Source organism: Nocardioides sp. zg-1308, from assembly GCF_013155375.1.
Classification (GTDB): Bacteria; Actinomycetota; Actinomycetes; order Propionibacteriales; family Nocardioidaceae; genus Nocardioides; species Nocardioides renjunii.
Genome location: NZ_JABJQY010000003.1, coordinates 1 through 24060, shown reverse-complemented (window position 1 = coordinate 24060; position 24060 = coordinate 1). Strand labels below are relative to the sequence as shown.

The 24060-nt window shown below is 73.0% G+C and carries 18 protein-coding genes and 1 rRNA gene; 4 read left to right on the top strand and 15 right to left on the bottom strand.

Annotated elements, in window-relative coordinates; all coding sequences use genetic code 11:
- Window positions 1-242: 242 nt before the first annotated feature.
- Window positions 243-2849, bottom strand: a complete 2607-nt coding sequence (locus tag HN031_RS14960) for an RNA helicase (RefSeq protein ID WP_172271780.1) — start codon at window positions 2847-2849, stop codon at window positions 243-245.
- Between the two features lie 83 nt (window positions 2850-2932).
- Between HN031_RS14960 and HN031_RS14955 the strand changes: the two genes are divergently transcribed.
- Both HN031_RS14955 and HN031_RS14950 read left to right on the top strand, forming a co-directional pair.
- The gene (locus tag HN031_RS14955; RefSeq protein ID WP_172271778.1) at window positions 2933-3988 is read left to right on the top strand and encodes an ATP-binding cassette domain-containing protein; all 1056 of its coding nucleotides are present in this window, start codon (window positions 2933-2935) and stop codon (window positions 3986-3988) included.
- Window positions 3985-4803 carry an ABC transporter permease gene (locus HN031_RS14950; protein ID WP_172271776.1) on the top strand — a complete coding sequence of 273 codons (819 nt, stop codon included), beginning with the start codon at window positions 3985-3987 and terminating at the stop codon, window positions 4801-4803. Before HN031_RS14955 ends, HN031_RS14950 begins: the two co-directional genes overlap by 4 nt.
- Here the strand turns inward: HN031_RS14950 and HN031_RS14945 are convergent.
- From HN031_RS14945 to HN031_RS14930, 4 genes are all read right to left on the bottom strand, one after another.
- Window positions 4787-7936, bottom strand: coding sequence for a BTAD domain-containing putative transcriptional regulator (locus HN031_RS14945; protein WP_172271774.1), 3150 nt, complete (start codon window positions 7934-7936; stop codon window positions 4787-4789). The two genes, HN031_RS14950 and HN031_RS14945, sit on opposite strands and share 17 nt — an antisense overlap.
- Window positions 7933-8853, bottom strand: coding sequence for a site-specific tyrosine recombinase XerD (gene xerD / locus HN031_RS14940; RefSeq protein WP_322919262.1), 921 nt, complete (start codon window positions 8851-8853; stop codon window positions 7933-7935). Before xerD ends, HN031_RS14945 begins: the two co-directional genes overlap by 4 nt.
- Window positions 8854-8872: 19 nt before the next feature.
- Complete coding sequence (ald, locus tag HN031_RS14935) at window positions 8873-9988, bottom strand: alanine dehydrogenase (protein ID WP_172271770.1); 1116 nt, start codon at window positions 9986-9988, stop codon at window positions 8873-8875.
- 78 nt (window positions 9989-10066) lie between these two features.
- Window positions 10067-10690 (bottom strand): NUDIX domain-containing protein, encoded by a 624-nt coding sequence (locus HN031_RS14930; RefSeq protein ID WP_172271768.1) that lies wholly within the window; start codon window positions 10688-10690, stop codon window positions 10067-10069.
- Between the two features lie 58 nt (window positions 10691-10748).
- Here HN031_RS14930 and pepN point away from each other — a divergent pair, with 58 nt between their 5' ends.
- Window positions 10749-13196, top strand: coding sequence for an aminopeptidase N (gene pepN / locus HN031_RS14925; protein WP_172271766.1), 2448 nt, complete (start codon window positions 10749-10751; stop codon window positions 13194-13196).
- Between the two features lie 120 nt (window positions 13197-13316).
- Here the strand turns inward: pepN and HN031_RS14920 are convergent, their stop codons facing one another.
- The 8 genes from HN031_RS14920 to HN031_RS14885 are packed head-to-tail and all read right to left on the bottom strand — an operon-like array spanning window position 13317 to window position 21935.
- Window positions 13317-15020 (bottom strand): CTP synthase, encoded by a 1704-nt coding sequence (locus tag HN031_RS14920; protein ID WP_172271764.1) that lies wholly within the window; start codon window positions 15018-15020, stop codon window positions 13317-13319.
- Between the two features lie 11 nt (window positions 15021-15031).
- The gene (locus HN031_RS14915) at window positions 15032-15940 is read right to left on the bottom strand and encodes a copper transporter (protein WP_172271762.1); all 909 of its coding nucleotides are present in this window, start codon (window positions 15938-15940) and stop codon (window positions 15032-15034) included.
- A complete protein-coding gene (gene steA, locus HN031_RS14910) occupies window positions 15937-17136 on the bottom strand; it encodes a putative cytokinetic ring protein SteA (protein WP_172271760.1) in 1200 nt (399 codons plus the stop codon). The genes HN031_RS14915 and steA overlap by 4 nt, the downstream gene beginning before the upstream one ends.
- Before the next feature lie 13 nt (window positions 17137-17149).
- Window positions 17150-18922, bottom strand: coding sequence for a DNA repair protein RecN (gene recN / locus HN031_RS14905; RefSeq protein ID WP_172271758.1), 1773 nt, complete (start codon window positions 18920-18922; stop codon window positions 17150-17152).
- Window positions 18915-19865 (bottom strand): NAD kinase, encoded by a 951-nt coding sequence (locus HN031_RS14900; RefSeq protein WP_172271756.1) that lies wholly within the window; start codon window positions 19863-19865, stop codon window positions 18915-18917. Before HN031_RS14900 ends, recN begins: the two co-directional genes overlap by 8 nt.
- Window positions 19862-20701 (bottom strand): TlyA family RNA methyltransferase, encoded by an 840-nt coding sequence (locus HN031_RS14895; RefSeq protein ID WP_172271754.1) that lies wholly within the window; start codon window positions 20699-20701, stop codon window positions 19862-19864. Before HN031_RS14895 ends, HN031_RS14900 begins: the two co-directional genes overlap by 4 nt.
- Window positions 20702-20707: 6 nt before the next feature.
- Window positions 20708-20905: a hypothetical protein gene (locus HN031_RS14890; protein WP_172271752.1), complete on the bottom strand. Its 198-nt coding sequence runs from the start codon at window positions 20903-20905 to the stop codon at window positions 20708-20710.
- A gap of 10 nt (window positions 20906-20915) precedes the next feature.
- Window positions 20916-21935 (bottom strand): HAD-IIA family hydrolase, encoded by a 1020-nt coding sequence (locus tag HN031_RS14885; RefSeq protein WP_253943474.1) that lies wholly within the window; start codon window positions 21933-21935, stop codon window positions 20916-20918.
- Between the two features lie 48 nt (window positions 21936-21983).
- On the opposite strand from HN031_RS14885, the gene HN031_RS14880 reads away from it, so the two are divergent.
- Window positions 21984-23102 (top strand): DUF1015 family protein, encoded by a 1119-nt coding sequence (locus tag HN031_RS14880; RefSeq protein WP_172271750.1) that lies wholly within the window; start codon window positions 21984-21986, stop codon window positions 23100-23102.
- Here HN031_RS14880 and HN031_RS14875 read toward each other — a convergent pair.
- The gene (locus HN031_RS14875) at window positions 23077-23448 is read right to left on the bottom strand and encodes a single-stranded DNA-binding protein (RefSeq protein ID WP_172271748.1); all 372 of its coding nucleotides are present in this window, start codon (window positions 23446-23448) and stop codon (window positions 23077-23079) included. The two genes, HN031_RS14880 and HN031_RS14875, sit on opposite strands and share 26 nt — an antisense overlap.
- A gap of 285 nt (window positions 23449-23733) precedes the next feature.
- A 5S ribosomal RNA gene (gene rrf / locus HN031_RS14870) occupies window positions 23734-23851 on the bottom strand.
- Window positions 23852-24060: the final 209 nt, after the last annotated feature.

The following is a 24060-nucleotide window of genomic DNA, read 5'->3' as shown; positions in this document are numbered from 1 at the left end:
TCATGTCCACTCCTCGACTTCGTCCTGGGCTTCGATTGGACCACGCCGGGGGGCCCGATCTTTGTCGACACGTCGACAGTTCCGAGAACGGCGTCGCGCGACTGTAGGACCGCCCCGGAGCAACCCACAACACGGGACGCCAGTCCCACAGGGCCGGTCCTCGATCTGTGCACCGGGCCCCGGTCCCCTGCACAGGCAGCGGCCGGCTGTGCACAACCCTGTGCACTCCCGGGACGGCCGGTTCAGGTGTCGCCGAGCCGTCTCATCGCCGTCGTGGCGAGCACCAGCTCACCGGCTGAGTCGGTGGCGTCGCAGTCGACGACGGCGTCGATCACCCAGTCGTGGTGGCCCTCGGGGTCGTGGATCGTCTGGCGCAGGTCACGCAGCCGGGCGGTCGTGCCCTCCTCGGCACCGACCGGCTCCCCGGTCCGCTCGTCACCGACGACCAGCAGGTCGGGACCCCGGGCGTCGCCGTCGGTGAGCACCGAGTCGTGCTCGGCGTAGTAGTCCTCGAGCGAGGCGTCCCAGACCGAGCGGCCCACGACCACCTGCCGCGGCGGGTCGGTCCGGTCGGCGGCGGCACGCTCGAGGCGTACGAGCCCGTCGAGATCGTCGCGCGCGACCGCGTCGACCCGGGCCCACATGGCGTTCCGGAGCATCACCCGGAACGGTCGCTCCTGCCTGGACAGCGGCCGGGGTGGCGGCGGCGGCTCGTGGTGGGCGACCGCCGTGGAGGCGTGGTCCGGGTCGGACAGGGCCTCCCACTCGTCGAGCAGCGAGGAGTCGGTCTGGCGCACCGTCTCCCCCAGCCACTCGATGACGTCCTCGACCTCGGGTGAGCGGTGCGTCTCCGGCACGGTCTGGCGCAGGGTCCGGTAGGCGTCGGTGAGGTAGCGCAGCACCAGGCCCTCGGAGCGGGCCAGCTGGTAGCGCCCGACGAAGTCGGTGAACCCCATCCCGTTCTCCCACATCTCGCGCACGACCGACTTGGGGCCGAGCGCGTCGTCGCGCAGCCAGGGGTGCGTCTGCTGGTAGGTCCGGTAGAGCGCCTCGAGGAGCTCGCGCAGCGGCTGGGGCCAGGTGATCTCGTCGAGCAGGGCCATCCGCTCGTCGTACTCCAGGCCGTCGGCCTTCATCTCCCCGATCGCCTCACCGCGCGCGGCGTGCTGCTGGGCCATGAGGATCTGCCGCGGCGCCTCCAGCACCGCCTCCACGACCGAGACGACGTCGAGGCCGTAGGTCTCCGACTCCGGGTCGAGCACGTCGAAGGCGGCCAGGGCGAAGTGCGCCAGCGGCTGGTTGAGCGCGAAGTCGACGGGCAGGTCGACGGTCAGCACGAAGCGGCGACCGTGCTCGTCGACCTCGGGCAGCCGGGTCACGATCCCGGTCCGCAGCAGCGAGCGGGCCAGCCGCAGCGCCCGCCGCGCCAGCCGGAGCTGCCCGCGCCGGTCCTCGTGGTTGTCGGTCAGCAGCCGGCGCAGGACACCGAACGCGTCCTCCTCGCGCGACACGACGTTGACGAGCATCGCGTTGTCGACCTTCATCCGGCTCGTCAGCCGCTCGGGCACGCCCGCGACGAGCTTGTCGAAGGTCTGCTCGGTCCACACCACGGTGCCCTCGGGCGCCTTCTTGAGCTGCGCCTTGGACTTCTTCTTCCCCGCCGCCTGCCGCGCGGCCGACTTGGCCTTGGCCTGCTCGTTCTCGATCACGTGCTCCGGCGCCTGTACGACGACGTAGCCGGCCGTGTCGTAGCCGGCCCGGCCGGCGCGGCCGGCGATCTGCTGGAACTCCCGCGTGCGGAGCACCCGCTGCCGGTTGCCGTCGAACTTCGCCAGCCCGGTGAAGAGCACCGTGCGGATGGGCACGTTGATGCCCACGCCGAGGGTGTCGGTGCCGCAGATGACCCGCAGCAGCCCCGACTGCGCCAGCGTCTCAACGAGCCGGCGGTACTTCGGCAGCATCCCGGCGTGGTGCACGCCGATGCCGTTGCGCACCAGCCGCGACAGCGTCTTGCCGAAGCCGGCGCCGAACCGGAAGGCGCCGATGCGCTCGGCGATCGCGTCCTTGTCGACCTTCTTCGGCGGGTGGCGCAGCAGGTTGGTCGCGTGCTCGACGGCCGCCGCCTGCGTGAAGTGGACGACGTAGACCGGGTCCTGGCCGGTGCTCACCAGCTCCTCGAGCGTGTCGTCCAGCGGCTCCATCGACCAGCGGAAGCTCAGCGGCACCGGCCGCTCGGCGTCGTCGACGACCGCGGTCTCGCGACCCGTGCGGCGCCGCAGGTCCTCGACGAAGAACGAGACGTCGCCGAGCGTCGCCGACATCAGCAGGAACTGGGCGTCGACCAGCTCGAGCAGCGGGACCTGCCAGGCCCACCCGCGGTCGTGCTCGGAGTAGAAGTGGAACTCGTCCATCACGACGAGGCCCACGTCGGCGCCGCGGCCCTCGCGCAGCGCGATGTTGGCCAGCACCTCTGCGGTGCAGCAGATGATGGGGGCGTCGGGGTTGACCGCCGCGTCGCCGGTGAGCATGCCGACGTTGTCGGCCCCGAAGACCTCGATGAGGGAGAAGAACTTCTCGCTGACCAGCGCCTTGATCGGCGCGGTGTAGAAGCTGACCTCGTCGCGGGCGAGCGCAGCGACGTGGGCGCCGATCGCCACCATCGACTTCCCGGAGCCCGTGGGAGTGGCCAGGACCACGTGGTTGCCGCCGAGCAGCTCGATGACCGCCTCGTCCTGGTGGGGGTAGAGCTCGAGCCCGCGGTCGGCCACCCACCCGGTGAAGGCGTCGTAGACCGCGTCCGGGTCGGCGCCCGCGGGGACCCGGGTGTCGAGGCGGGCGGGATCGGACATGCGTCGATCCAACCATCCGCCGGTTTCACCGCCCGACCCGGCGCGCAACCGGGGTGAAACCGCGCGGGCGCAGTGTTCGGGTCATGACCACACACCACCTTGGGCACAGCCCCGGATCCGGACCCGAGCTGGCCGTCAGCGCCTCCGGGCTCGTCAAGCGGTTCGGCGACCAGCGCGCCGTCGACGGCATCGACCTGCAGGTCCACCGCGGCGAGGTCTTCGGCGTCCTCGGCCCCAACGGGGCCGGCAAGACCACGATGCTGCAGATGCTCGCGACCCTCCTCCGCATCGACGAGGGCGAGGCGACGGTGTTCGGCCGCGACGTCAGCGCCGAGCCCCACGCCGTACGCCGCCTCCTCGGCGTCACCGGGCAGTACGCCTCCGTCGACGAGAACCTGACCGCCACGGAGAACCTCTGGCTCTTCGCCCGGCTGCAGGGGCTGGGGCGCACCGAGTCCCGGACCCGCGGGGCCGAGCTGCTCGAGCAGTTCGACCTGACCGAGGCCGCGAAGAAGCCGATCTCGGCGTTCTCCGGCGGCATGCGGCGCCGGCTCGACCTCGCCGTCAGCCTCCTGACCCGGCCGCCGCTGATCTTCCTCGACGAGCCGACCACGGGCCTGGACCCGCGGACCCGCGGCCAGATGTGGGACACCATCCGCGACCTCGTCCGCACCGGCTGCACCGTGCTGCTCACCACGCAGTACCTCGACGAGGCCGACCAGCTCGCCGACCGCATCGCGGTGATCGACCGCGGCCGCAAGGTCGCCGAGGGCACCGCCGACGAGCTGAAGTCGTCGGTCGGGCAGTCCACCCTCCAGCTGCAGCTGGCCGACCCCGGGGACCTCCCGCTGGTGGTGGAGGAGGTCCGCCGCCTCCTCGGCGAGGAGGCCGTCCTCACCCCGGAGGCCCGCCGGATCAACGTGCCGCTGACCCGCACCGACCAGTCGGTCGACGTCCTGGTCGCCCTCCGCGACCGCGACGTGACCATCGAGTCGGTCACCGTCCAGAAGCCCTCGCTCGACGAGGTCTTCCTGGCCCTCACCGGTCACGACACCCAGGCGCCGGACGGCTCCGACGAGGAGCCGGCTGCCGGGACCACCCCCACCGACCGCACCCACCAGATGGAGGCCACGCGATGAGCACCGTGCCGATGACCGACCCCGCCGACCTGGCGGGCCGCCCCGACCACGTCAGCGTCTCCGACACCCTCAGCCAGGTCTGGACCCTCGCCTGGCGGGCCGCCATGAAGATGCGGCGCAGCATGGAGGTGATGTTCGACGTCACGATCCAGCCGCTCGTCTTCACGGCCATGTTCGCCTACATCTTCGGCGGCGCCGTGTCCGGTGACGTGCAGAGCTACCTGCCCCTCATCATCACCGGCCTCATCGGCCAGACCGTGCTGACGGCGTGCGTCGCGACCGGCGTCCAGCTGCGGCAGGACATGGACACCGGCGTCTTCGACCGGTTCAAGGTGCTGCCGATCTCACGGATCGCGCCCCTCGCCGGTCCGATGGTCGCCGACCTCCTGCGCTACTTCATCGCCTCGGTGCTGACGTTCGCGGTGGGCATCGCCATCGGCTACCGACCCGGTGGAGGTGTCCTGGGCGTCGCCGCCGCCGTGCTGCTCGCGATGCTGGCCGGGTGGTCGCTGGCGTGGATCTTCACGCTGTTCGGCATCGTGGGCCGCAACGCCGCCGGTGTGCAGGGCATCTCGCTGCTGGTGATGTTCCCGCTGACGTTCCTGTCCAACGCCTTCGTCCCGACCGACACGATGCCCGAGCCGCTGCAGACCTTCGCCGAGGTCAACCCGGTCTCCCTGGTGATCACCGCCATCCGCGACCTCGCCAACGAGGGGGCGGTCACCGCCGCCGTCGGGTGGGCCCTGCTCGGGTGCGGCGTGATCATCGCCGTCTTCGCGCCGCTGTCGGTGCGGGCGTTCAACCGGAAGATGTGACCGGCGGCCGCCGCCACGTGCGGCGCAGCCGGCCGACGACCTCCGCCGCCGCGGGAAGCAGGTCGAAGCCGGGGCGGTCGGCCTGCTCCTCGAGGAGCCGGTCGACCCGCCCCGGCACCGCTGCGTCCGCGAGCGCCACGAGCGGCTCCCACGCCATGACGGGGATGCTGCGGTTGTAGGCCCAGCGGTGGGCGGTGGCCAGCAGCAGGGTGGCGTCCTCGTGCTGGTCGGCCTCACCGAACCGCAGGATCCAGGCGGCCAGCGCCACCATCAGCACGCCGTTGAGCGGCAGGTCGGTGAACCACAGGGCACCGTCGGGCAGGCCCGCGCCGGTGCCGACCAGGAGGTCGCGCAGCTCGTCGGCACGGGGGTCCTGCTCGCGGGTGCCGAAGCGGGCGTGGGTCACCAGGGCCGCGGACCCGGCCAGCATCAGCCACGGGTTGGCGGCACCGGGCTCGCTCTCGGAGACCATCCGGACGATGGCGTCGTAGCGACGGATCGCCTCGGCGTGGTGGCCGCGGGCCAGCGCGAGCTCCGCCTGGGCGACCTGCCAGGTCAGCCGAGCACCCATCTGCGAGTGCTCGCCGTCGGGCGGCCCGATCCCCTCCAGCAACCGCTCGGCCCGGTCGAGGTCGCCGTCGAGCAGGGGCGAGATGGCCGTCGCCATCCGGAGGCTGTAGGCGTCGGTCATCGAGTGCACGAGCCGGAGCAGCGGCCACGCCACCTCGGCGTGGTGGGCGGCTCCGTGGTGGTCCCCCACCGCCATCGACAGCTGGCTCAGCTCGGCATGGACGGACGCCATGAGGTAGGGCGGCAGCGGCCCCGCCGCCAGCGCGCCGGTGGCGTACGACCGCGCGGCCGCCACGTCTCCCGCGTTCTCGGCGACGATCGCCGCCCACATCAGCAGCGCGCCGGCCATGGCCGGGCGCTCCTGCCGCGCGGCCACCTCCGCCATCCGCGTCCCGACGTCGACCGGCGTGTCGACGACGTGCACGGTGTGCGCGATCAGACCCCACGGCCCGGTGGGCGTGTCCCGCTGCACCAGGAGGCCGCGGAGCCCGGAGAGGTCGGCGGCGGGCATCCACCCCAGGTGGATCATCAGCACGCCGCCCGCCTCCTCGGCGTAGCGGTGCAGCCCCGGCGGCACCTCCCACCCCGCCATGAGCTCGGCCGCGGCGTCGCAGACCGCGAAGATCCTCGGCTGGTCGCCGGTCACGGTCCACAGGCTCCCCAGCAGGGACACCAGGCGGGCGACGAGCTCGCGGTCGCCGACGTCGAGAGCCTGGCGCAGCACGTCGGTGAGGTTGTTCTGCTCCCGCACCAGTGCGTCGACCATCGCGACCTGGTCGTCGGCGAGCACCAGGTCCTGCGACCGGGCCGCCACGCCGACCGCCCACCGCCGCTGCGCCGCCACGGCGGCGTCCTGCTCACCGGTGCGGACGAGCTGGTCGGCGGCGAACTCCCTGATGGTCTCCAGCGCCCGGAAGCGCACGCCGGAGCCGGCCTCGCCGACCACGAGGAGCGACTGCTCGACGAGCTCCTCCACGACGTCGGGACCGTCGGCGCCGAGCACGGCCAGCGCCGTGGACCGGTCGAAGCCGTCCTGGAACACCGAGAGGTGCGCGAGGGCGCGGCGCTCCCGCTCGCCGAGGAGGTCCCACGACCACGCGATCACCGCCTCGAGCGTGCGGTGCCGGTCAGGCATGCTGCGGTCGCGGGTGCGCAGGGTGGCGAAGCGGTCCTCGAGGGCCGCGGCGACCTCGCTGACGCTCATGGTGCGCACCCGCGCCGCGGCGAGCTCGACGGCGAGCGGGAGGCCGTCGAGCCGCTGCACGACCGATCGGACGGCCGCCGGGTCCAGCACCGTGCCCGGTCGCGTCGCCGAGGCGCGGCGGACGAACAGCTCCTCGGCGTCGACCGTCGACAGCTGGGTCAGCGGCACCGCCCGCTCGGCCGCCAGCCTGAGCGGCGCGCGGCTGGTCGCCAGCACCCGTAGGTCGCGCGTGGTGGCCAGCAGGAAGGCGACGAGCGCGGCGACCGGCTCGAGGACGTGCTCGCAGTTGTCGAGGACGAGCAGGGCGGGGCCGGCATCGAGCTCCTGGGCGATCCGCCCGCGGACGTCGGCCTGCTGCGCCGGGCTGAGCGCGAGCCGGGGGGTGACCGACCCCCGGACCCCCAGCGCGGCGCCCACGGCCGCGACGACGTCGTCACCGGCGCCCACCCCGACCAGCTCCACCACGTGCACCCGCGCCAGCGTCGACTCCCGGGCGAGGACCTGGGCGATGCTGGTCTTGCCGATGCCGCCGGGACCCAGCACGGTGACCAGCCGCGACGTCGCGAGCGCCGCCCGGAGGCTGGCGAGGTCCTGCTCGCGCCCGAGCAGGCCGGCGCCGTCGTACCTCAAGCCCGTGCGCACCGGCTCGTCCGCCGCGAGCAGCTCCGCGTGGAGGCGCTGCAGCGCCGGGTCGGGGTCGACGCCCAGCCGGTCGGCGAGGTCCGCGCGGTAGTCCTCGTAGCGCGTGAGCGCCGCGGCAGGGCCGGCCGTCGCCGCCTCCGAGCGCAGCAGGGCGACGAGGACGTCGGTGTCGTCGGGCCGGCGCTCGTGCGCGGCCACCAGCCCGTCGTGGGCCTCGGCGTGCCGGCCCAGCCGCGAGGCCGCGAGCGCGGCGACGTCGCGTGCGGTCGTACGCCGCTGGGCCGCGGCCAGCCGGACCTCGGCCAGCGGGCCATCGTCGGGGACGCCGACCGCCACCGCCGCCGCCTCCGACGCGAGCCGGAGGGCGGTGTCCGCGTCCCCCGCGGCCAGCGCCGTACGCGCGGAGGCGAGGGCGGCCGCCTGGGCGCGCACGTCGACCTCGTCGTCGGACAGGCCGAGGCGGTAGCCGCCGTCGACGCGCTGGATGACGTCGGCCGAGGAGGCCGAGCGGGTGCGGGACACCAGCACCTGCAGCGCCTTGGCCGGGTGCTGCGGCTCGGCGTCGGGCCAGATCTCCGCGACGAGCCGGCCGTCGGACGCCCCGGCCGGGTCCGAGGCCAGCACGGCGAGCAGCGCGCCCACCCGGTCGCCCGGCAGTGCGACGCCGTCCCACGAGACGCCGTCGAGCAGCCGCAGCCGCGGCGCCGGGATGGTCATCCGCGGGCCCGCGGGTGCGCCGTCGCGAACACCTCGCGCAGGTTGTCGACCGTGACCAGCGTGTAGACCTGCGTCGTGGTGACGGAGGCGTGGCCGAGCAGCTCCTGCACGACGCGCACGTCGGCGCCCCCGTCGAGGAGGTGGGTGGCGAAGGAGTGGCGCATGGTGTGCGGCGAGACGGAGGCGGTCACCCCGGCGCGCTCGGCGGTCCGCACCAGCACCGACCACGCGCTCTGGCGCGACAGCCGGCCCCCGCGTGCGTTGAGGAACAGCGCCGGTCCCCCGCGGCCCGTGCCGACCAGCTCGGGGCGGGCCCGGCTGAGGTAGGCCGCCACGGCGTCGCGCGCGAAGCCGCCCACCGGCACCAGCCGCTCCTTGCCGCCCTTGCCGCGCAGCAGCACCGTGCCGTCGACCGGGTCGAGGTCGTCGACGTCGAGGCCGACCGCCTCGGAGATGCGGGCACCGGTGCCGTAGAGCACCTCGAGCAGCGCACGGTCGCGCAGCGCCAGCACCGTGTCGGGCGCGCCAGCGGCCTCGAGGATCGCCTCGACGTCCGACAGCGGCAGCGCCTTCGGGAGCCGCTTGGCCGGCGTCGGGGGCTTCACCGCCGCGGCGGGGTCGGCGGTGGCGAGGCCGTCGGACACCGCGAACCTGTGGAACCCGCGCACCGCGACCACCGTCCGGGCCGCCGACGTCGCGCTCAGCGGCGGGTGCGCCTCGCTGCCCTCGCGCAGGCTCACCAGGAACGCGGCCACCGTCGCCTCGGTGACCGCGTCCAGGTCGTCGATGCCCTGGCCGGTGAGGAACTCGTCGTAGCGGGCCAGGTCACGGCGGTAGGAGCTCAGCGTGTTGGCCGCGAGGCCGCGCTCGACCGCGAGGTGGTCGAGGTAGGTGCGTACGGCGCGGCCCAGCGTCACCCGCCCAGTCAAGCGCCTCTCACCCGAGGATGCTGTCGAGACCCACCGACTCGATGCCGACGGCGTCGCCGACCGGGCCGTTGGTGAGCTGGCCGGCGTGCGTGTTGAGGCCCAGCGCGAGGCTGCGGTCGTCGCGCAGCGCCTGCTCCCAGCCCTTGTCGGCGAGCGCGACGGCGTAGGGCAGCGTCGCGTTGGTGAGGGCGTAGGTCGAGGTGTTGGGGACCGCGCCCGGCATGTTGGCCACGCAGTAGAACACCGAGCCGTGCACCTCGTAGGTCGGGTCGTCGTGCGTGGTGGCGTGGGAGTCCTCGAAGCAGCCGCCCTGGTCGATGGCGATGTCGACGAGCACCGAGCCCGGCTTCATCCGCGACACCAGGTCGTTGCTGACCAGCTTGGGCGCCGCGGCGCCGGGGATCAGCACCGCGCCGATCACCATGTCGGCCTCCATCACCTGCTGCTCGATGGCGAGCTTGGAGGAGGCGAGGCCGTGGACGCGGTTGTTGTAGCGCCAGAACGACATCCGCAGCTTGTCGAGGTCGGTGTCGAGCAGCGTCACGTCGGCACCCATGCCGAGCGCGATGTTGGCGGCGTTCTGGCCCGAGACGCCGGCACCGATGATGACGACCTTGGCGTTGGCCACGCCGCCGACCCCGCCCATGAGGACGCCGCGGCCGCCGTTGGCCTTCATCAGCGAGTGGGCGCCCACCTGCGGGGCGAGGCAGCCGGCGACCTCCGACATCGGGTAGAGCAGCGGCAGGCCGCCCGAGGGGAGCTGGACCGTCTCGTAGGCGATGGCGGTGACCTTGCGCTGCACCAGCTCCTCGGTCAGCGGCTTGTCGGCGGCGAGGTGGAGATAGGTGAAGAGGGTCTGGCCCTCGCGCATCCGGGCGTACTCCTCGGCGACCGGCTCCTTGACCTTGAGGACCATGTCGGCGCTGCCCCACACGTCGTCGGGGGTGTCGAGCATCGTGGCGCCGGCGGCGACGTACTCCGCGTCGGGGATCTGCGACCCCTCGCCGGCGGTCTTCTCGACGACGACCTCGTGGCCGTGCTGGACCAGCTCGTGCACGCCGATGGGGGTCAGAGCCACGCGGTACTCGCGGTTCTTGACTTCCTTGGGTACGCCGACCTTCATGCCTTGCTCCTCAGTGTCTCGGGGCGCACGCCGGTGTGGCAGCCCTCACAGCGGGAGCGAGACTACTCCCGGACGGGGTCAGGACGCGTCCAGGGTGCCGCGCTGCCGCAGGACCTCGTAGGCGAGCACCGCCTGCACCAGCGGACCCTGCCGCACGCGCCCCTCGAGCGCCGCGTCGAGCAGCTCGGACATGGGCACCCGGAAGGTCTCCATCTCCGCCTCCTCGTGGTGCATCTCGAAGTCGCCGCGGGAGGCCGGCGTCAGTCCGCGGGCGAGGAAGATCTCGTGCACCTCGTCGCTGATCCCCGCGCTGGAGAACGTGCTCAGCAGCGGTCGCCAGTCCGACGCCTCGAGCTCCACCTCCTCCCTGAGCTCGCGCTTGGCCGTCTCCACCGCCGGCTCGTCGCCGGCGTCGCGCAGGCCCGCGGGCAGCTCGACGAACTCGTAGCCGCTCGTGTGCCGGTACTGGCGCAGGCACACCACCTGCTCGTCGTCGTCGACCGCCAGCACGATCACGGCACCGGGGTGCTCCAGGCTGAGCCGGCTGAACTGCTCGGGATGGCCGGGCCGGGTGATGACGTCCTCGCGGAGCGCCACCACCCAGTCGTCGCGGTGCAGGTCGCGGCTCGACACCACCGGCCAGGTCATCGGCCGGTCGGCGAGCGGCTGCGCGGGTGCGGTCAGGTCGGTCTCGTCGGGCATGCCCCTGACGCTAGGGCATGCCTCGCAGGCGCTCGCACGCAGTGAGTACGGTCACCCCATGACGTTGTCGACCCTCACGCAGCACGAGGCAGCCACCCGCTCCGCCCTCCTCGAGGTCCAGCGCTACGACATCGCGGTCGACATGACCGGGCTGCTCGACGGTGAGGTCTTCGCGTCCACCAGCACCATCACGTTCACCTGCTCCGAGCCCGGTGCCACCACGTTCGTCGACGTCGCGATGGACCTGCACCGCGCGACGCTCAACGGCGAGGAGGTCGACGTCTCCGCGGCCGCGGACGGCCGCCTCCCGCTGCCGGCGCTCGCCGCCGACAACGTCCTCGTCGTCGAGGCCAGCACCACCAACACAGCTACCGGCGAGGGCATCCTCCGCACGGTCGACCCGACGGACAAGCTGGTCTACGTCTGGACCAGCCTCGAGCCCGACGAGGCCCGGCGGGTGTGGGCGTGCTTCGACCAGCCCGACCTCAAGGCGCCGCACCGCTTCGTCGTCACCGCGCCCTCGTCGTGGCTCGTCACCTCCAACGGCGCCCCCGAGACGGTCCAGGACCACGAGACCGACGACGCACGGGTGTGGACCTTCCCCGACACGCCGCGCCTGTCGACGTACGTCGTCGTGGTCAACGCCGGCCCGTTCCACGAGGTACGTCGCCAGCACGACGGCTACGACCTGGGGTTCTACTGCCGCCAGTCGCTCGTCCCGGTCCTGGAGCGCGACCTCGACGAGCTCGTCACCCTCACCCGCCAGGGGCTGGCCTTCTTCGGCGAGCGGTTCGCGTCCCCGTTCCCGCAGGAGCGCTACGACCAGGTCTTCGTGCCCAACCTGGGCGGCGCGATGGAGAACTGGGGCTGCGTCACCTACGGCGACGGCCAGCTGTTCCGCACTCCCCCGACCCACGCCCAGCGCGCCGTCCGCGCCGAGTTCGTCTTCCACGAGATGGCGCACATGTGGTTCGGCGACCTCGTGACCATGCAGTGGTGGGACGACCTCTGGCTCAACGAGGCGTTCGCGTCGTGGGCCGCCAACTGGGGCATGGCCCACGCCAGCGACTTCACCGAGCAGTGGGCGACCTTCCTGGCCGCCTCCAAGCGCACGGCCTACGAAATGGACATGAGCCCCGCCCGCCACCCGATCCGGGGCGAGGTGGCCGACGTCTCCGCCGCGATGTCGAACTTCGACGCCATCACCTACGTCAAGGGCCAGAGCGTGCTGCACCAGCTCGTGGCCTACATCGGTGAGGACGCCTTCGTCGAGGGGCTGCGTGACTACTTCAGCCGCTTCGCCTTCTCCAACACCCGCCTCGACGACCTCATGGACTGCTACTCCCGTGCCTCGGGGCGTGACCTGTCGGCGTGGACGAGCGCCTGGCTGGACGAGGCCGGCACCGACGTCATCTCCCTCACCGGCGACGAGCTCGTGGTGGAGACCCCCGAGGGCGGGGAGCCGCGACCGCACCGCCTCGACATCGCAGTCTTCGACACCTCCGGCGACCGCCTCGTGCCGGTCGGCCGCTCCTCGCACGAGGTCGGCGGCCGGCGCACGCCGGTCGAGCTGCCGGCGGGCGACCTGCGCCTGGTCAACGCCGGCGACTACACGTTCGCCGCGGTCAAGCCCGACGAGCACTCGCTCGAGCTGATGCTGCACCACGTCGACCAGCTCGACGACCCGCTCGACCGGGCACTGGTGGCGGCCACCGCCGGCCAGCTGCTGCTCCTCGGCGACGTGGCCCCGCGCGAGGTGTCGGCGGCCCTCACCCGGGCCCTCGCCTCGGAGACCAGCCCCTCGCTGATCGAGCCGTTCCTCGGCCAGGCGCTCCAGGTGGCCGACCGCTGGGCACCCGCGGCCGAGTCACCCGGCCTGCTGCGCGCACTCGCCGACGCGGTGCTCGGCCTCGTCGAGGTCCCCGACGCCCGCCAGGCCGCCCTGCGGACCCTCGCGGCCTCCGCGTCCACCGACGCCCACTGGTCGGTGCTGGAGGCGGCCGCGGAGCAGGCCACCGACCTCGACCTCGCGTGGCGCATCGCCGTACGCCGCTCCGAGCTCGGCGACTACGACGAGGACCGGGTCGCCCGGCTGCTCGAGGCCGACCCCGACCCCGACGCCGGCATGCGCCGGCTCGGCGTGCTGGCGGCGCGGCCCGACGTCGAGGCGAAGGAGGAGGTGTGGCGGGCGTTCTTCGTCGACTACGCCGTGCCGGCGAGCCGGGAGACGCTCGTCCTCGGCTCGACGTTCTGGCGCCCCGGCCAGGCCGAGCTCCTCGCGCCGTTCACCCACCGCTACCTGGAGGAGCTGCACACGCTCAAGGGCGGCCTGCTCAACCAGGGGCTCACCATCCGGGCGATGTACCCGCTCGGCGCCGGCGACGCGACGTTCCTCGCCGCGGCGGAGGCGGCGGCGGAGGACCCCTCGCTCATGGCCTACGCCCGCACCCAGCTCCGCTCGAACTCGTTCGTGCTGAGCCGGATCCTGGAGGCGCGGCAGCTCTGACCGGGCACTTCGTGCCCGTCCCAGCCGCCGACCGGGCACTTCGTGCCCGTCCCAGCCGCCGACCGGGCGGTTCCTGCCCGTCCTGGTGGTACGGACGGGCACGACGTGCCCGCTCGGCGCTCAGGCGTCGGCGGCGTCCTCGGCCTCGTCCTTGCGGCGCAGCCCCGACTCGTCGATCGGGAACCGCTCGGAGCGCTGGCGCTCGATGGCGGCACCGACCAGCCCGGCGAACAGCGGGTGCGGCCGGGTGGGACGCGAGCGCAGCTCGGGGTGCGCCTGGGTGGCGACGTAGTAGGGATGCACCTCGGCGGGCAGCTCCACGAACTCGACCAGGCCGAGCTCGGGATTGATGCCCGAGAAGACGAGTCCCGCCTCGGCGAGGGTCTCGCGGTAGGCGTCGTTGAACTCGTAGCGGTGCCGGTGGCGCTCCTCGATGATCGGGGCGCCGTAGGCCTCGCGCACCACGCTCCCGTCGGCGAGCTCCGCACGCTGCAGGCCCAGGCGCATGGTGCCGCCCAGGTCGCCCGCGCCGTCGACGTACTTCTTCTGCTCCTCGATGGTGGAGATCACCGGCTCGACCGTCTCGGGGTCGAACTCCGTGGAGCCGGCCTTGCCGAGGCCGGCGACGTTGCGGGCGAACTCGATCACCATGCACTGCAGGCCCAGGCACAGGCCCAGGGTCGGGATCCCGTGGGTGCGGGTGTAGCGCAGCGCCCCGAGCTTGCCCTCGATGCCGCGCACGCCGAACCCACCGGGGACCAGCACGGCGTCGACGTCGGCGAGGTGCTTGGCGGCTCCCGCCTCGGTCTCGCACTCGTCGGAGGCGACCCAGCGGATGTTGACCTTCGCCTCGTGCGCGAAGCCGCCGGCGCGCAGCGCCTCGGCGGGCGAGAGGTAGGCGTCGGGCAGGTCGATGTACTTGCCGACCAGCGCGACGGTGACCTCCTCGGCCGGGTGGTGCACCCGACGCAGCAGGTCGTCCCAGTCCGTCCAGTCGACGTCACGGAACGGCAGGTCGAGGCGGCGTACGACGTAGGCGTCGAGACCCTCGCGGTGCAGCACCTTGGGGATGTCGTAGATCGACGGGGCGTCGGCGGCGGTGACGACGGCCTCGTCGTCGACGTCGCACATCAGCGCGATCTTGCGCTTGATGCCGTCGGGCAGCTCACGGTCGGCGCGGCAGACGATGGCGTCCGGCTGGATGCCGATCGAGCGCAGCGCGGCCACCGAGTGCTGGGTGGGCTTGGTCTTCAGCTCGCCGGACGGGCCGATGTAGGGCACCAGCGAGACGTGGATGAAGAAGCAGTGGTCGCGGCCGATCTCGTGCCGCGTCTGCCGGGCCGCCTCGAGGAACGGCAGCGACTCGATGTCGCCGACGGTGCCGCCGACCTCGGTGATCACGACGTCGATGTCGGGGCCGCCCATCGCGAGGATGCGGTCCTTGATCTCGTTGGTGATGTGCGGGATCACCTGCACCGTGTCGCCGAGGTAGTCGCCGCGGCGCTCCTTGGCGATCACCGTGGAGTAGACCTGACCGGTCGTCACGTTGGCGATCTGGTTGAGGTCGGTGTCGAGGAACCGCTCGTAGTGACCGATGTCGAGGTCGGTCTCCGCGCCGTCGTTGGTCACGAAGACCTCACCGTGCTGGAACGGGTTCATCGTGCCCGGATCCACGTTGAGGTAGGGATCGAGCTTCTGCATCGTGACGCGCAGTCCGCGCGCCTTCAACAGGTTGCCCAGGCTGGAGGCGGTGAGCCCCTTGCCGAGGGAGGAGGCGACGCCTCCGGTCACGAAAACGTGCTTGGTCGGCGTCCGGCTCTTCACGGGCTTCAATCCTACCCGAGAGGGACGGCGCCGTCGGCACCCGAGGCCCCGAAGGCGCCTCCGGGCGTCGTCAGCGAGCGCTGGAGGGCGATGACCGTGGCCACGCGGCCGGCGACGGTGTCGATGCCGTCGACGCTCGCGACACCGGCAGCGACGGGGTCGGCGCGGAGCCTGCCGAGCTGCCCGGGCTCCCCGTCGGCGCTGACGCCGTCGGCCGTCACGCCGGCCACCACGACGCCGGTCGCCTGGGCGGCCAGGCCCTGGACGAGGCCTGCGAGTACGGCGTCCGCACCCTCGTCCTGCGCGTCCTCGCCGAGGACGAGCAGCACGAGCGGCGCGCGCCGACCGGCCTTCTCGGGCGCGGTGAGCAGCCCGGCACCGCTGATCGCGTCGGCGACCGCGCGGGTCTTGCCGGTGGGGTCCTCACCGCCGACCTCCTTGGTGGCCAGCGCGAGCCCGAGCAGCTGGCCGATCCGGTCGTACGTCGACGCCTCCGCCGGCACGTCGCCTCCGGCCTGCTGGGTCAGCAGCTGGCTGCCGAGCGTGTCGACGAGGGACTTCTGCCCGGGGTCGACGAGGTCGTCGCCCAGCTCGTAGCGGGCGCTGATGGTGCCCCCGGCGGAGCCGACCTGCTCGGCCAGCGCAGTGACTAGCTGCTCGTCGGCGCCGGGGACCGTCACGACGGCGACCGACCGGTCGGCGAGGCGGCCCGCGAGGACCGGCGGGGCGAGCGTGGACACGAACTTCTCGGTGTAGTCGGCCTGCGGCTGCGACCGGTCGGCCGCGGCGTCGTCCTGAGGGCTCGACGTGGCCACGGTCGGCCCGACGTCGGAGAGCGGTCCCCCGCCCAGCACGATGCCGGCGGCGAGGGCCAGGAAGACGGCCACGATGGTGAGCGCGTGGTGGCGCAGGGAGATCACGGGAGGAGTCCTCGAACGTCGTCGAACAGGTCGGTGGTGGTGCGGGAGACAGTGGGTGAGACGTCGTCGACCCACTGCTGGCCGACGGGCGTCACGCTGATGGCGGCCCCGACGGCGAGCACGCCCGCCAGGACGGCGCCGAGCAGGTGGCGCGGGCGTACGGCGCCGTCGTAGAGCCGCGGGAGCGCGGCGGCGTCGACGAGGTCCGGCCCGAGCTTGAGCCGGGTCAGGAAGGTGCTCGCGAGCCCGGCACGGCGGCGATCGAGGAACTCGTCGAGGGTCGCGTGCATGCCGACGCCCACGATGAGGGCGGCCTCGCGGGCGGACGCCAGCAGCAGCGCGGCGTCCTCGGTGGTGGCGGTGGTCTCGAACCGCAGGGGACGGATGCCGAGCCGCTCGAGGCGCTCGGTGGCAGTGCGCGGGGCGCCACGCTCCACGAGCACGACGACGTCGCGCGCCTTGCGGAGCACGGCGGCGCTGGGCAGGTCGTCGGTGTCACCGGTGACCACGACCACGTCGGGCTTGTGCCCGGCGCTCACCATCGCGTCGGCGCCGCGGTCGACGGCGATCAGGACCGGCTTCTGCTCGCGCACGAACGGCTTGATGCCGCGCAGCTCGTCCTCCCAGCCGTGCGAGCGGACCACCACGACGACGGGGCGCCCGGCCATCTCGGTGGCGGTCCTCGGCACGCCGTGGCCGTGGAGGAGCAGGTCTTGCTCGCGCCGGAGGAACTCGGTGCTGTTGTGCGTGAAGCTCTCGAGCTGGGCGGCGAGGCCGCTGCGGGCCCGGGCCATCTCGGTCCGCACCACGTCGGGGGTCAGCTCGCGCGCGGGCGCGACGAGGGCGTCGCCCGAGTGCACCACGCCCCCGTCGATGCGGACGTCGGAGCCGTCCTTGAGGCGGTCGAAGATCTCCGGCCCGGCGCTGTCGACCACCACGACCCCCGCCTCGACGAGCCGCTCCGGCCCGAGGTTGGGGTAGCGGCCGGAGATCATCGGGCTCGCGTTGACCACGGCGACGACTCCAGCGTCGATCAGCGACTGGGCGGTGTCGCGGTCCATGTCGACGTGGTCGAGGACCGCGACGTCACCGGCGCGGAGGCGACCCAGGACGCTGGCCGTGCGTCGGTGGATCCGGGCGGGGCCGTGGACGCCGGGGAGGGCGGAGGCTGGGCGGGGGCGGACTGCGAACTTCATCCGCGCCATGTTCTCAGCCGCGACCCCGCCTCCCGGGGAGGCACGCCCGCTCGGGCGCGGCGGCCTCCAGCAGCTCGCGGGCGTGCGCTCGAGCGCTGTCGGAGTCCTCCACGCCGGCGAGCATCCGCGACAGCTCGCGCTCCCGCTCGGTCTCGTCGAGGGTGACCAGGCCGGACGTGGTGACCGACCCGTCGCTGGACTTGTGCACGACCACGTGGCGGTCGGCGTAGGCCGCGACCTGCGGCAGGTGCGTCACCACGAGCACCTGCGAGCTGCGGGCCAGCGCGGCGAGCCGGCGGCCGACCTCGATGGCCGCCTTCCCGCCGACGCCGGCGTCGACCTCGTCGAAGACGAAGGTGGGCACGGACCCGGTCTCGGCCAGCGACACCTCGAGCGCCAGCATCACGCGGGAGAGCTCACCGCCCGACGCGCCCTTGTGCAGGGCTCGCGCCTCGGCGCCGGTGTTGGCCGCAAGCAGGAACTCCACCTCGTCGACGCCGTGCGAGCTGGCCCGCACCCAGCGGCTGTCCACCTCGAGCTGGGGTCCGGCGGGCGTCTCGGGGCGGGGCGTCTCGTGCTGGGTGACGGCGATGGTCACCGTCGCGTGCGGCATGGCGAGGAGCGCGAGCTCGTCGCTCACGGCCGCGCCGAGCCGTGTCGCGGCCTCGGTGCGCTGCGCGCTCAACGTGGAGGCCAGGGCGCCGAGCTCGCCGCGGATCCGGTCCCGACGCTGCTCGAGCTCGCTGATCCGGCCGCCGGTGTCCTCGAGGTCAAGCAGCCGCTTGGAGCCGTCCTCGGCCCACGACAACACCTCGTCGATCGTCTCGCCGTACTTGCGGGTCAGGGCGGTCAGGGCGGCGCGGCGCTCGGACACCGCAGCGAGCCGGGCCGGGTCGGTCTCCAGGCTGGAGGCGTACGACGCCACGTCGCCGGCGACGTCGACGAGCAGGTGGTTGAGCTCGGCCAGTCGGTCGGCGAGCTCGCCCGCGGTCGCGTCGTGCTCGCGGACTCCGTCGAGGGCCTGCCGGGCCGCGCTGGTCGTGGCGAGCGCGTCCGGGCCGCCCTCCTCGCTGGAGAGCGCCTCACGGGCGGTCTCGGCCGCCACCCGCAGGGTGTCGGCGAAGCCCAGTCGGGTCTCCTCGGCGGCGAGCTCCGCGTCCTCCCCGGGGCGCGGGTCGACGGCTTCCACCTCGCCGAGCCCGAACCGCAGCTGGTCGGCCTCGCGCGCCCGCTCGCGGGCGGACCCGACGACCTCGGCCAGGGTGCGCTCGGTGGCGGCCAGCTCGGCCCACAGCTCGGCGTAGGCCGTCGCGGTGGCGGCCAACGGCTCACCGCCGAACCGGTCCAGCGACGCGCGCTGCGCGCCGGACTTGAGCAGGCGGTGCTGGTCGGACTGGCCGTGCACCGCGACGAGGGGCTCGGCGATCTCGCCGAGGGTGGTCACCGGGACCGAGGCACCGCCGACCCAGGCGCGGGAACGGCCCTGCGCGGCGACGTTGCGGGCCAGGACGACGTGGTCGTCCTCGACCTCGCCGCCGGAGTCCTCGACGGCCTGCCGGAACCCTGCGAGCGAGCCGGTCGCGACGAGGCCCTCGACACGGGCCTGCCGGGCACCCGTGCGGACCGCGCCCGAGTCGGCCCGTCCACCGAGCAGCAGGCCGAGCGCGGTGACGACCATGGTCTTGCCCGCGCCGGTCTCTCCCGTGATGACGGTGAGGCCGGGGCCGAGCTCGAGCGTCGAGGAGTCGATCACGCCGAGCTGGCTGATCCGCAGCTCCTCAAGCATCGGAGTCCCCGTTCTCCCGGCGCCGGCGCTCCGCGGCCCCGCGCCACCCCTCCACGGGCAGCCCGAACTTCGCCACGAGCCGGTCGGTGAACGGTGCCTGCTGCAGCCGGACGAGCCGCACCGGCCGCTGACCACGGCGCACCTCGATGCGAGCGCCCGGGGGCAGGTCGACGGTGCGCCGGCCGTCGCACCACAGCACGCCGGACCCCTCGGTCCTGGAGAGGACCTCGACGGCGAGCACGGAGGTCGGCGCCACGACCAACGGTCGCGCGAAGAGGGCGTGGGCGCTGATGGGCACCATGAGCAGCGCCTCGACCTCGGGCCACACGACCGGTCCGCCGGCGCTGAAGTTGTAGGCCGTCGAGCCCGTGGGCGTGGCGCACACGACGCCGTCGCACCCCCACCTCGACAGCGGGCGGTTGTCGACCTCGACGACCACCTCGAGCATGCGCTCGCGCGCGGCCTTCTCGACGCTCGCCTCGTTGAGGGCGAAGGTGGAGAACACCGTCTCGTTGTCCACCATGACGCGTACGTCGAGCGTCAGGCGGTCCTCGGCGGTGTAGTCGCGGGCGACGATCGCGCTGATCGTGGACTCGACGTCGTCCTGCTCGGCCTCGGCCAGGAACCCGACGTGGCCGAGGTTGACCCCGAGCAGGGGCGTGCAGGTCTCGTGCGTCACCTCGGCGGCACGCAGGATCGAGCCGTCCCCGCCGATGACCAGCACCAGCTCGCAGCCCTCACCCGGGAGGTCGCCGACCGGTGTCGTCTCGACCAGGCCGTCGGCATCCTCGAGGCCGAGGTCCGCCGCCTCGTCGGGCAGCAGCCGCACCGCGATGCCGTGACCGGTGAGCGACTGCACGCACTGGCGGGCGACCTCACGCACCTCGTCGCGGCCTGTGTGGGCGACCACCAGCACGCGGCGCCGAGGGGTGTCGTTGGTCACGGGTCCACCCTCTCACCCGCCACCCCCATCGAGGCGGCGCGCTCCACCTCCGCGGCGATGTCGTCCGCCCCGACCTGCGCCGGACCCCGCCTCAGGAGCAGGAAGAACTCGACGTTGCCGGACGGCCCCGGCAGGGGACTCACGGTCACCGCGACGGCACCCCACCCACGCGCGGCGGCGAGGTCCGCGATCGTCGTGACCGACTCGGCACGCAGCGCCAGGTCGCGCACCACGCCACCCTTGCCGACCCGGTCCTTGCCGACCTCGAACTGCGGCTTGACCATCAACGCCAGCTCGCCGTCCTCGCGTGTCACCGACAGCAGCGGGTCGAGCACCAGCGCCAGCGAGATGAACGACAGGTCGCCCACCACGAGGTCCACCGGCTCGCCGACGACGTCGAGGGTGAGCTCCCGGATGTTGGTGCGGTCGTGCACGTGGACGCGGTCGTCGCTCTGCAAGGACCAGGCGAGCTGGCCGTAGCCGACGTCGACCGCGACCACCTCCCGCGCCCCGGCGCGCAGCAGGACGTCGGTGAAGCCACCGGTGGACGCCCCCGCGTCGAGGCAGCGCTTGTCGCGCACCTCGAGCCCGTGCGCGGCGAACGCCTCGAGCGCGCCGGCGAGCTTGTGGCCGCCCCGCGACACGTAGTCGACCGACGTGGGGTCCTCGCGGACGACGATCGCCACGTCGGTGGTCACCTGCGTCGCCGGCTTGGTCGCCGCGGCACCCGAGACGGTCACCCGCCCTCCGGCGACCAGCTCGCTGGCGTGCTCACGTGACCGGGCCAGGCCTCGCCGGACGAGCTCCTGGTCGAGACGAAGTCGTCGGGGCGGCACGGCGCGTCAGGAACCCTGCTCGTCGACGGACGGCGGCTGGTCGAGGGCACGGCGCAGCTGCTCGTGGGCCCGCTCGAAGACCTGCACGTGCTCGCCGATCGGGGCGTCGGCGACGGCCGCGACCTCGGCGAGCACCCGGTCGACCGACTCCACACCGGTGGACTCGTGGTCGGCGTACGCCGCGTCGTCAGGGACCTGCTGCATGGCCGCGAGCCTACCCGTCGCCGAGCTGTCGGGACGGCCCGGGCGGAGTGGCGTCGGCGGTGTCGGCCGGCGTCCCCGCCTCGTCCAGGTGTCGCCAGCACGCCGTCGCCGCCACCCGCCACCAGTCGGCGTCGGTGCCGTCCCCCGTCACCTCGAGCCGGCCGTCGGTGACCGAAGCCGACCAGCCACCGAGCTCGGCTCCCCGGGCGGTCCGCTCCGGGACGGGCTGCGGCTCGAACAGTCCTTGCAGCGTCGGGGAGATGTACGACGGGCGCAGCCGGGGCGGGGCGGCGGCCAGCTCGGGCAGCCAGGTCACGCCGGTCAGCACCAGCAGGGACGGGACGTCGATGGCGTGAGCCCCTTCGATGTCGGTGTCCAGGCGGTCGCCCACCATGATCGGGCGATCACCGCCGACGCGCAGGACCGTCTCCTCCATCAGCGGCCTCTCGGGCTTGCCCGCCACGACGGCGGGGACTCCCGCGAACTCCGTGATGGTCCGCACCAGCACGCCGTGCCCGGGCGCCAGGCCGTAGGGGGTCGGGATTGTCAGGTCGGCGTTGCTCGCGACGTAGGGCAGGCCGTCGCGGATCAACGTCGCAGCGCGCATGATGTCCCGCCATCGCACGTCCGGCCCGTAGCCGCTGGCCACGGCCACCGCGCCCTCCGGGTCCGCCACCGGCGTCAGACCGGCGTCGAGCAGCGCCACCCGCAGTCCCTCGCCGCCGAGGAGCAGGACCTTGGCACCGGGGTCGTGGGCGTCGGCAAGCACGCGCGCGGCCGCCTGCGCGGAGGTCACGACGTCGGTGCCCGAGGCCGCGACGCCGACCTTCTCGAGCTTCTCGGCCACCTGGTCGGGAGTGCGCGAGGCGTTGTTGGTCACGAAGGCGACGTGCCGACCGCTGTCCCGGATCTTCTGGATGCGTTCGGCCACGCCGTCGATGGCCTCACCCCCGACGTAGACGACGCCGTCCAGGTCGAACATGACGAGGTCGTGAGCCTCCACGATGGGCGTCGACGACTCGACGAGCATCCTCCACCCCTCTCCGGACAGTGACCGACGTCCCCCTACGATGCTCCGATGGACTTCGCCAGCGTCGTGCCGCCGTACGTCGCGAAGCCCCTGACGCTCCAGCCGTTCCGGGCCGTGATGCTGGCGCCCGGTCGGGTCGGGGACCCGGCGTCTGCGCGAGCGCTGGCGCGACCCTATCGCGACGTCGCCTCCCGCCTGATGCAGTGGATCGAGGAAGGCCGCGCCTCCGCCGACGTGGCGCCGGCGATCTACCTCCACGAGTACACCGCCGAGGGCCTGACGGTTCGCGGGCTCGTCGGGGCACTCGGTGTCGCCCGCCGGGCCGACTCGATGGCGGAACGCGCCGTCTGGCCCCACGAGGCCATCCATCCCGAGCAGGCCGGCGAGCTCGCCGACCGGATGCGCCAGATGGAGCTCAATCCGGCCCCGATCCTCCTCGTGCACCACGGCGAGCAGGAGCTGCGTGACCTGGTGACCGACATCGGGCGCGGCACCCCCGACTGGCGCTACCTGGACCGCACCGGTCAGCGGCAGCGCATCTGGGCGGTCCGGGACGAGGAGACGCTCGCCAGGATCGCCACGCTGCTCGTCGACACCCGATGCCTGGTGGCCGACGGCCACCACCGCTACGCGGCGTACCTCCGCCTGCAGGAGGACAACCCCGGCACGGCCTGGGACGCAGGGCTCGCCATGCTGGTCGACCAGCGTGACACTCCGTTGTTCCTGGGCGCCATCCACCGCACGTTCCCCGGCGTCACGATCGACGACCTGGCCGGGGCGTGCCGCGCAGCGGGAGCCGACGTCAGCCACCAAGACCGTCACCACGCCCTCAGCGCCCTCGACAGCACGCACCTCGTGCTCACCGACGGGAACGTGTGGCAGACCGTCAGTCCGGGCGACCTCGCCCGAGAGGCAGCCGTCTCGTGGCTCCACGAGCAGGTCCTGGGTCGACTGCCCGTCCCTCCCGTCCGGATCGAGCACCACCACAACGTGGAGGACGCCCTCACCGCCTCCAGCAGCGTCGCACCGGCCGTGCTGCTGCCGAGCCCGGACTTCGAACAGGTGCGCGCACTCGTGGAGTCTGGCGGCCTGCTGCCCGAGAAGGCCACGTCCTTCCAGCCGAAGCCGAGCCTCGGGGTGCTCATGCGGCCGATGAACGACGCATGATCCGGGCCGCGAGCACCTCCACCTCCACACGGGACCGCGTCGCCCCTCCCGCCTGGTAGAAGCGACACCTCACCGCCCCCGAGACGTCGACCAGGTCCCCCGTCCGCCAGGTCAGGATGCTGCGGCGCAGCCGCGGGCTCCACGCGGTGCACGGCACCGAGTCGGCGCGCTGCCCCGTCCCCGAGGCTGATCGCGGCACTGCCGACGTCGGGCTGCGAGGCACGGTGATCCGGAAGGTCACCAGGGCGTCTCCGCTCGGCAGCTCCACCACGACCGGGTCGCCGCTGAGCCGACCGACCAGGCGGACGTCATTGACGACAGCCAGCGGCTCGCCGGCGTCGTCCACCTCCGCCTTGTCCCGTGGCCTTCCCTGTGGCTTGGTCCGATCCTTGTCCGGCGTCCTGGCCGGCGTCTTCGTCTGTGTCTTGGTCACAGTGCACCTCCTGGGACCAAGCCTCGTCCCGCACTCCGACAACGGACGGTCGTCCGTCGACCAGGTGTGGACAAGCCGATGCAGGAGTCAGTTGTGGACAGCCAGTGGCGCGGGACGGAATCACGGACTCCGATGTGGAAGGATCGCCGAAATGCAGAAGTGGGGCCACCCGAAGGTGACCCCACTTCCACAATGTATGTCCGGCGGCGTCCTACTCTCCCACAACCTCTCGGTTGCAGTACCATCGGCGCTGAAAGGCTTAACTTCCGGGTTCGGTATGGGACCGGGTGTTTCCCGTTTCGCTATGGCCGCCGTAACTCTTTCAACCATGTCCCCCTGCCCCATGGTGCACGCCAGCTCAGTCGCTGGGTGGTGTGGGGGTGGGTGTGTTGGTTGGGAACTGCCTAGTGGACGCGAACTGTGTGTTCGTTTTTTTGCGCGTGGGTCGACCGTGGTGCGTGTGTGGTCTTGTACGTGGTTGGGACAAGCCCTCGGCCTATTAGTACCGGTCGGCTGGGCATTGCT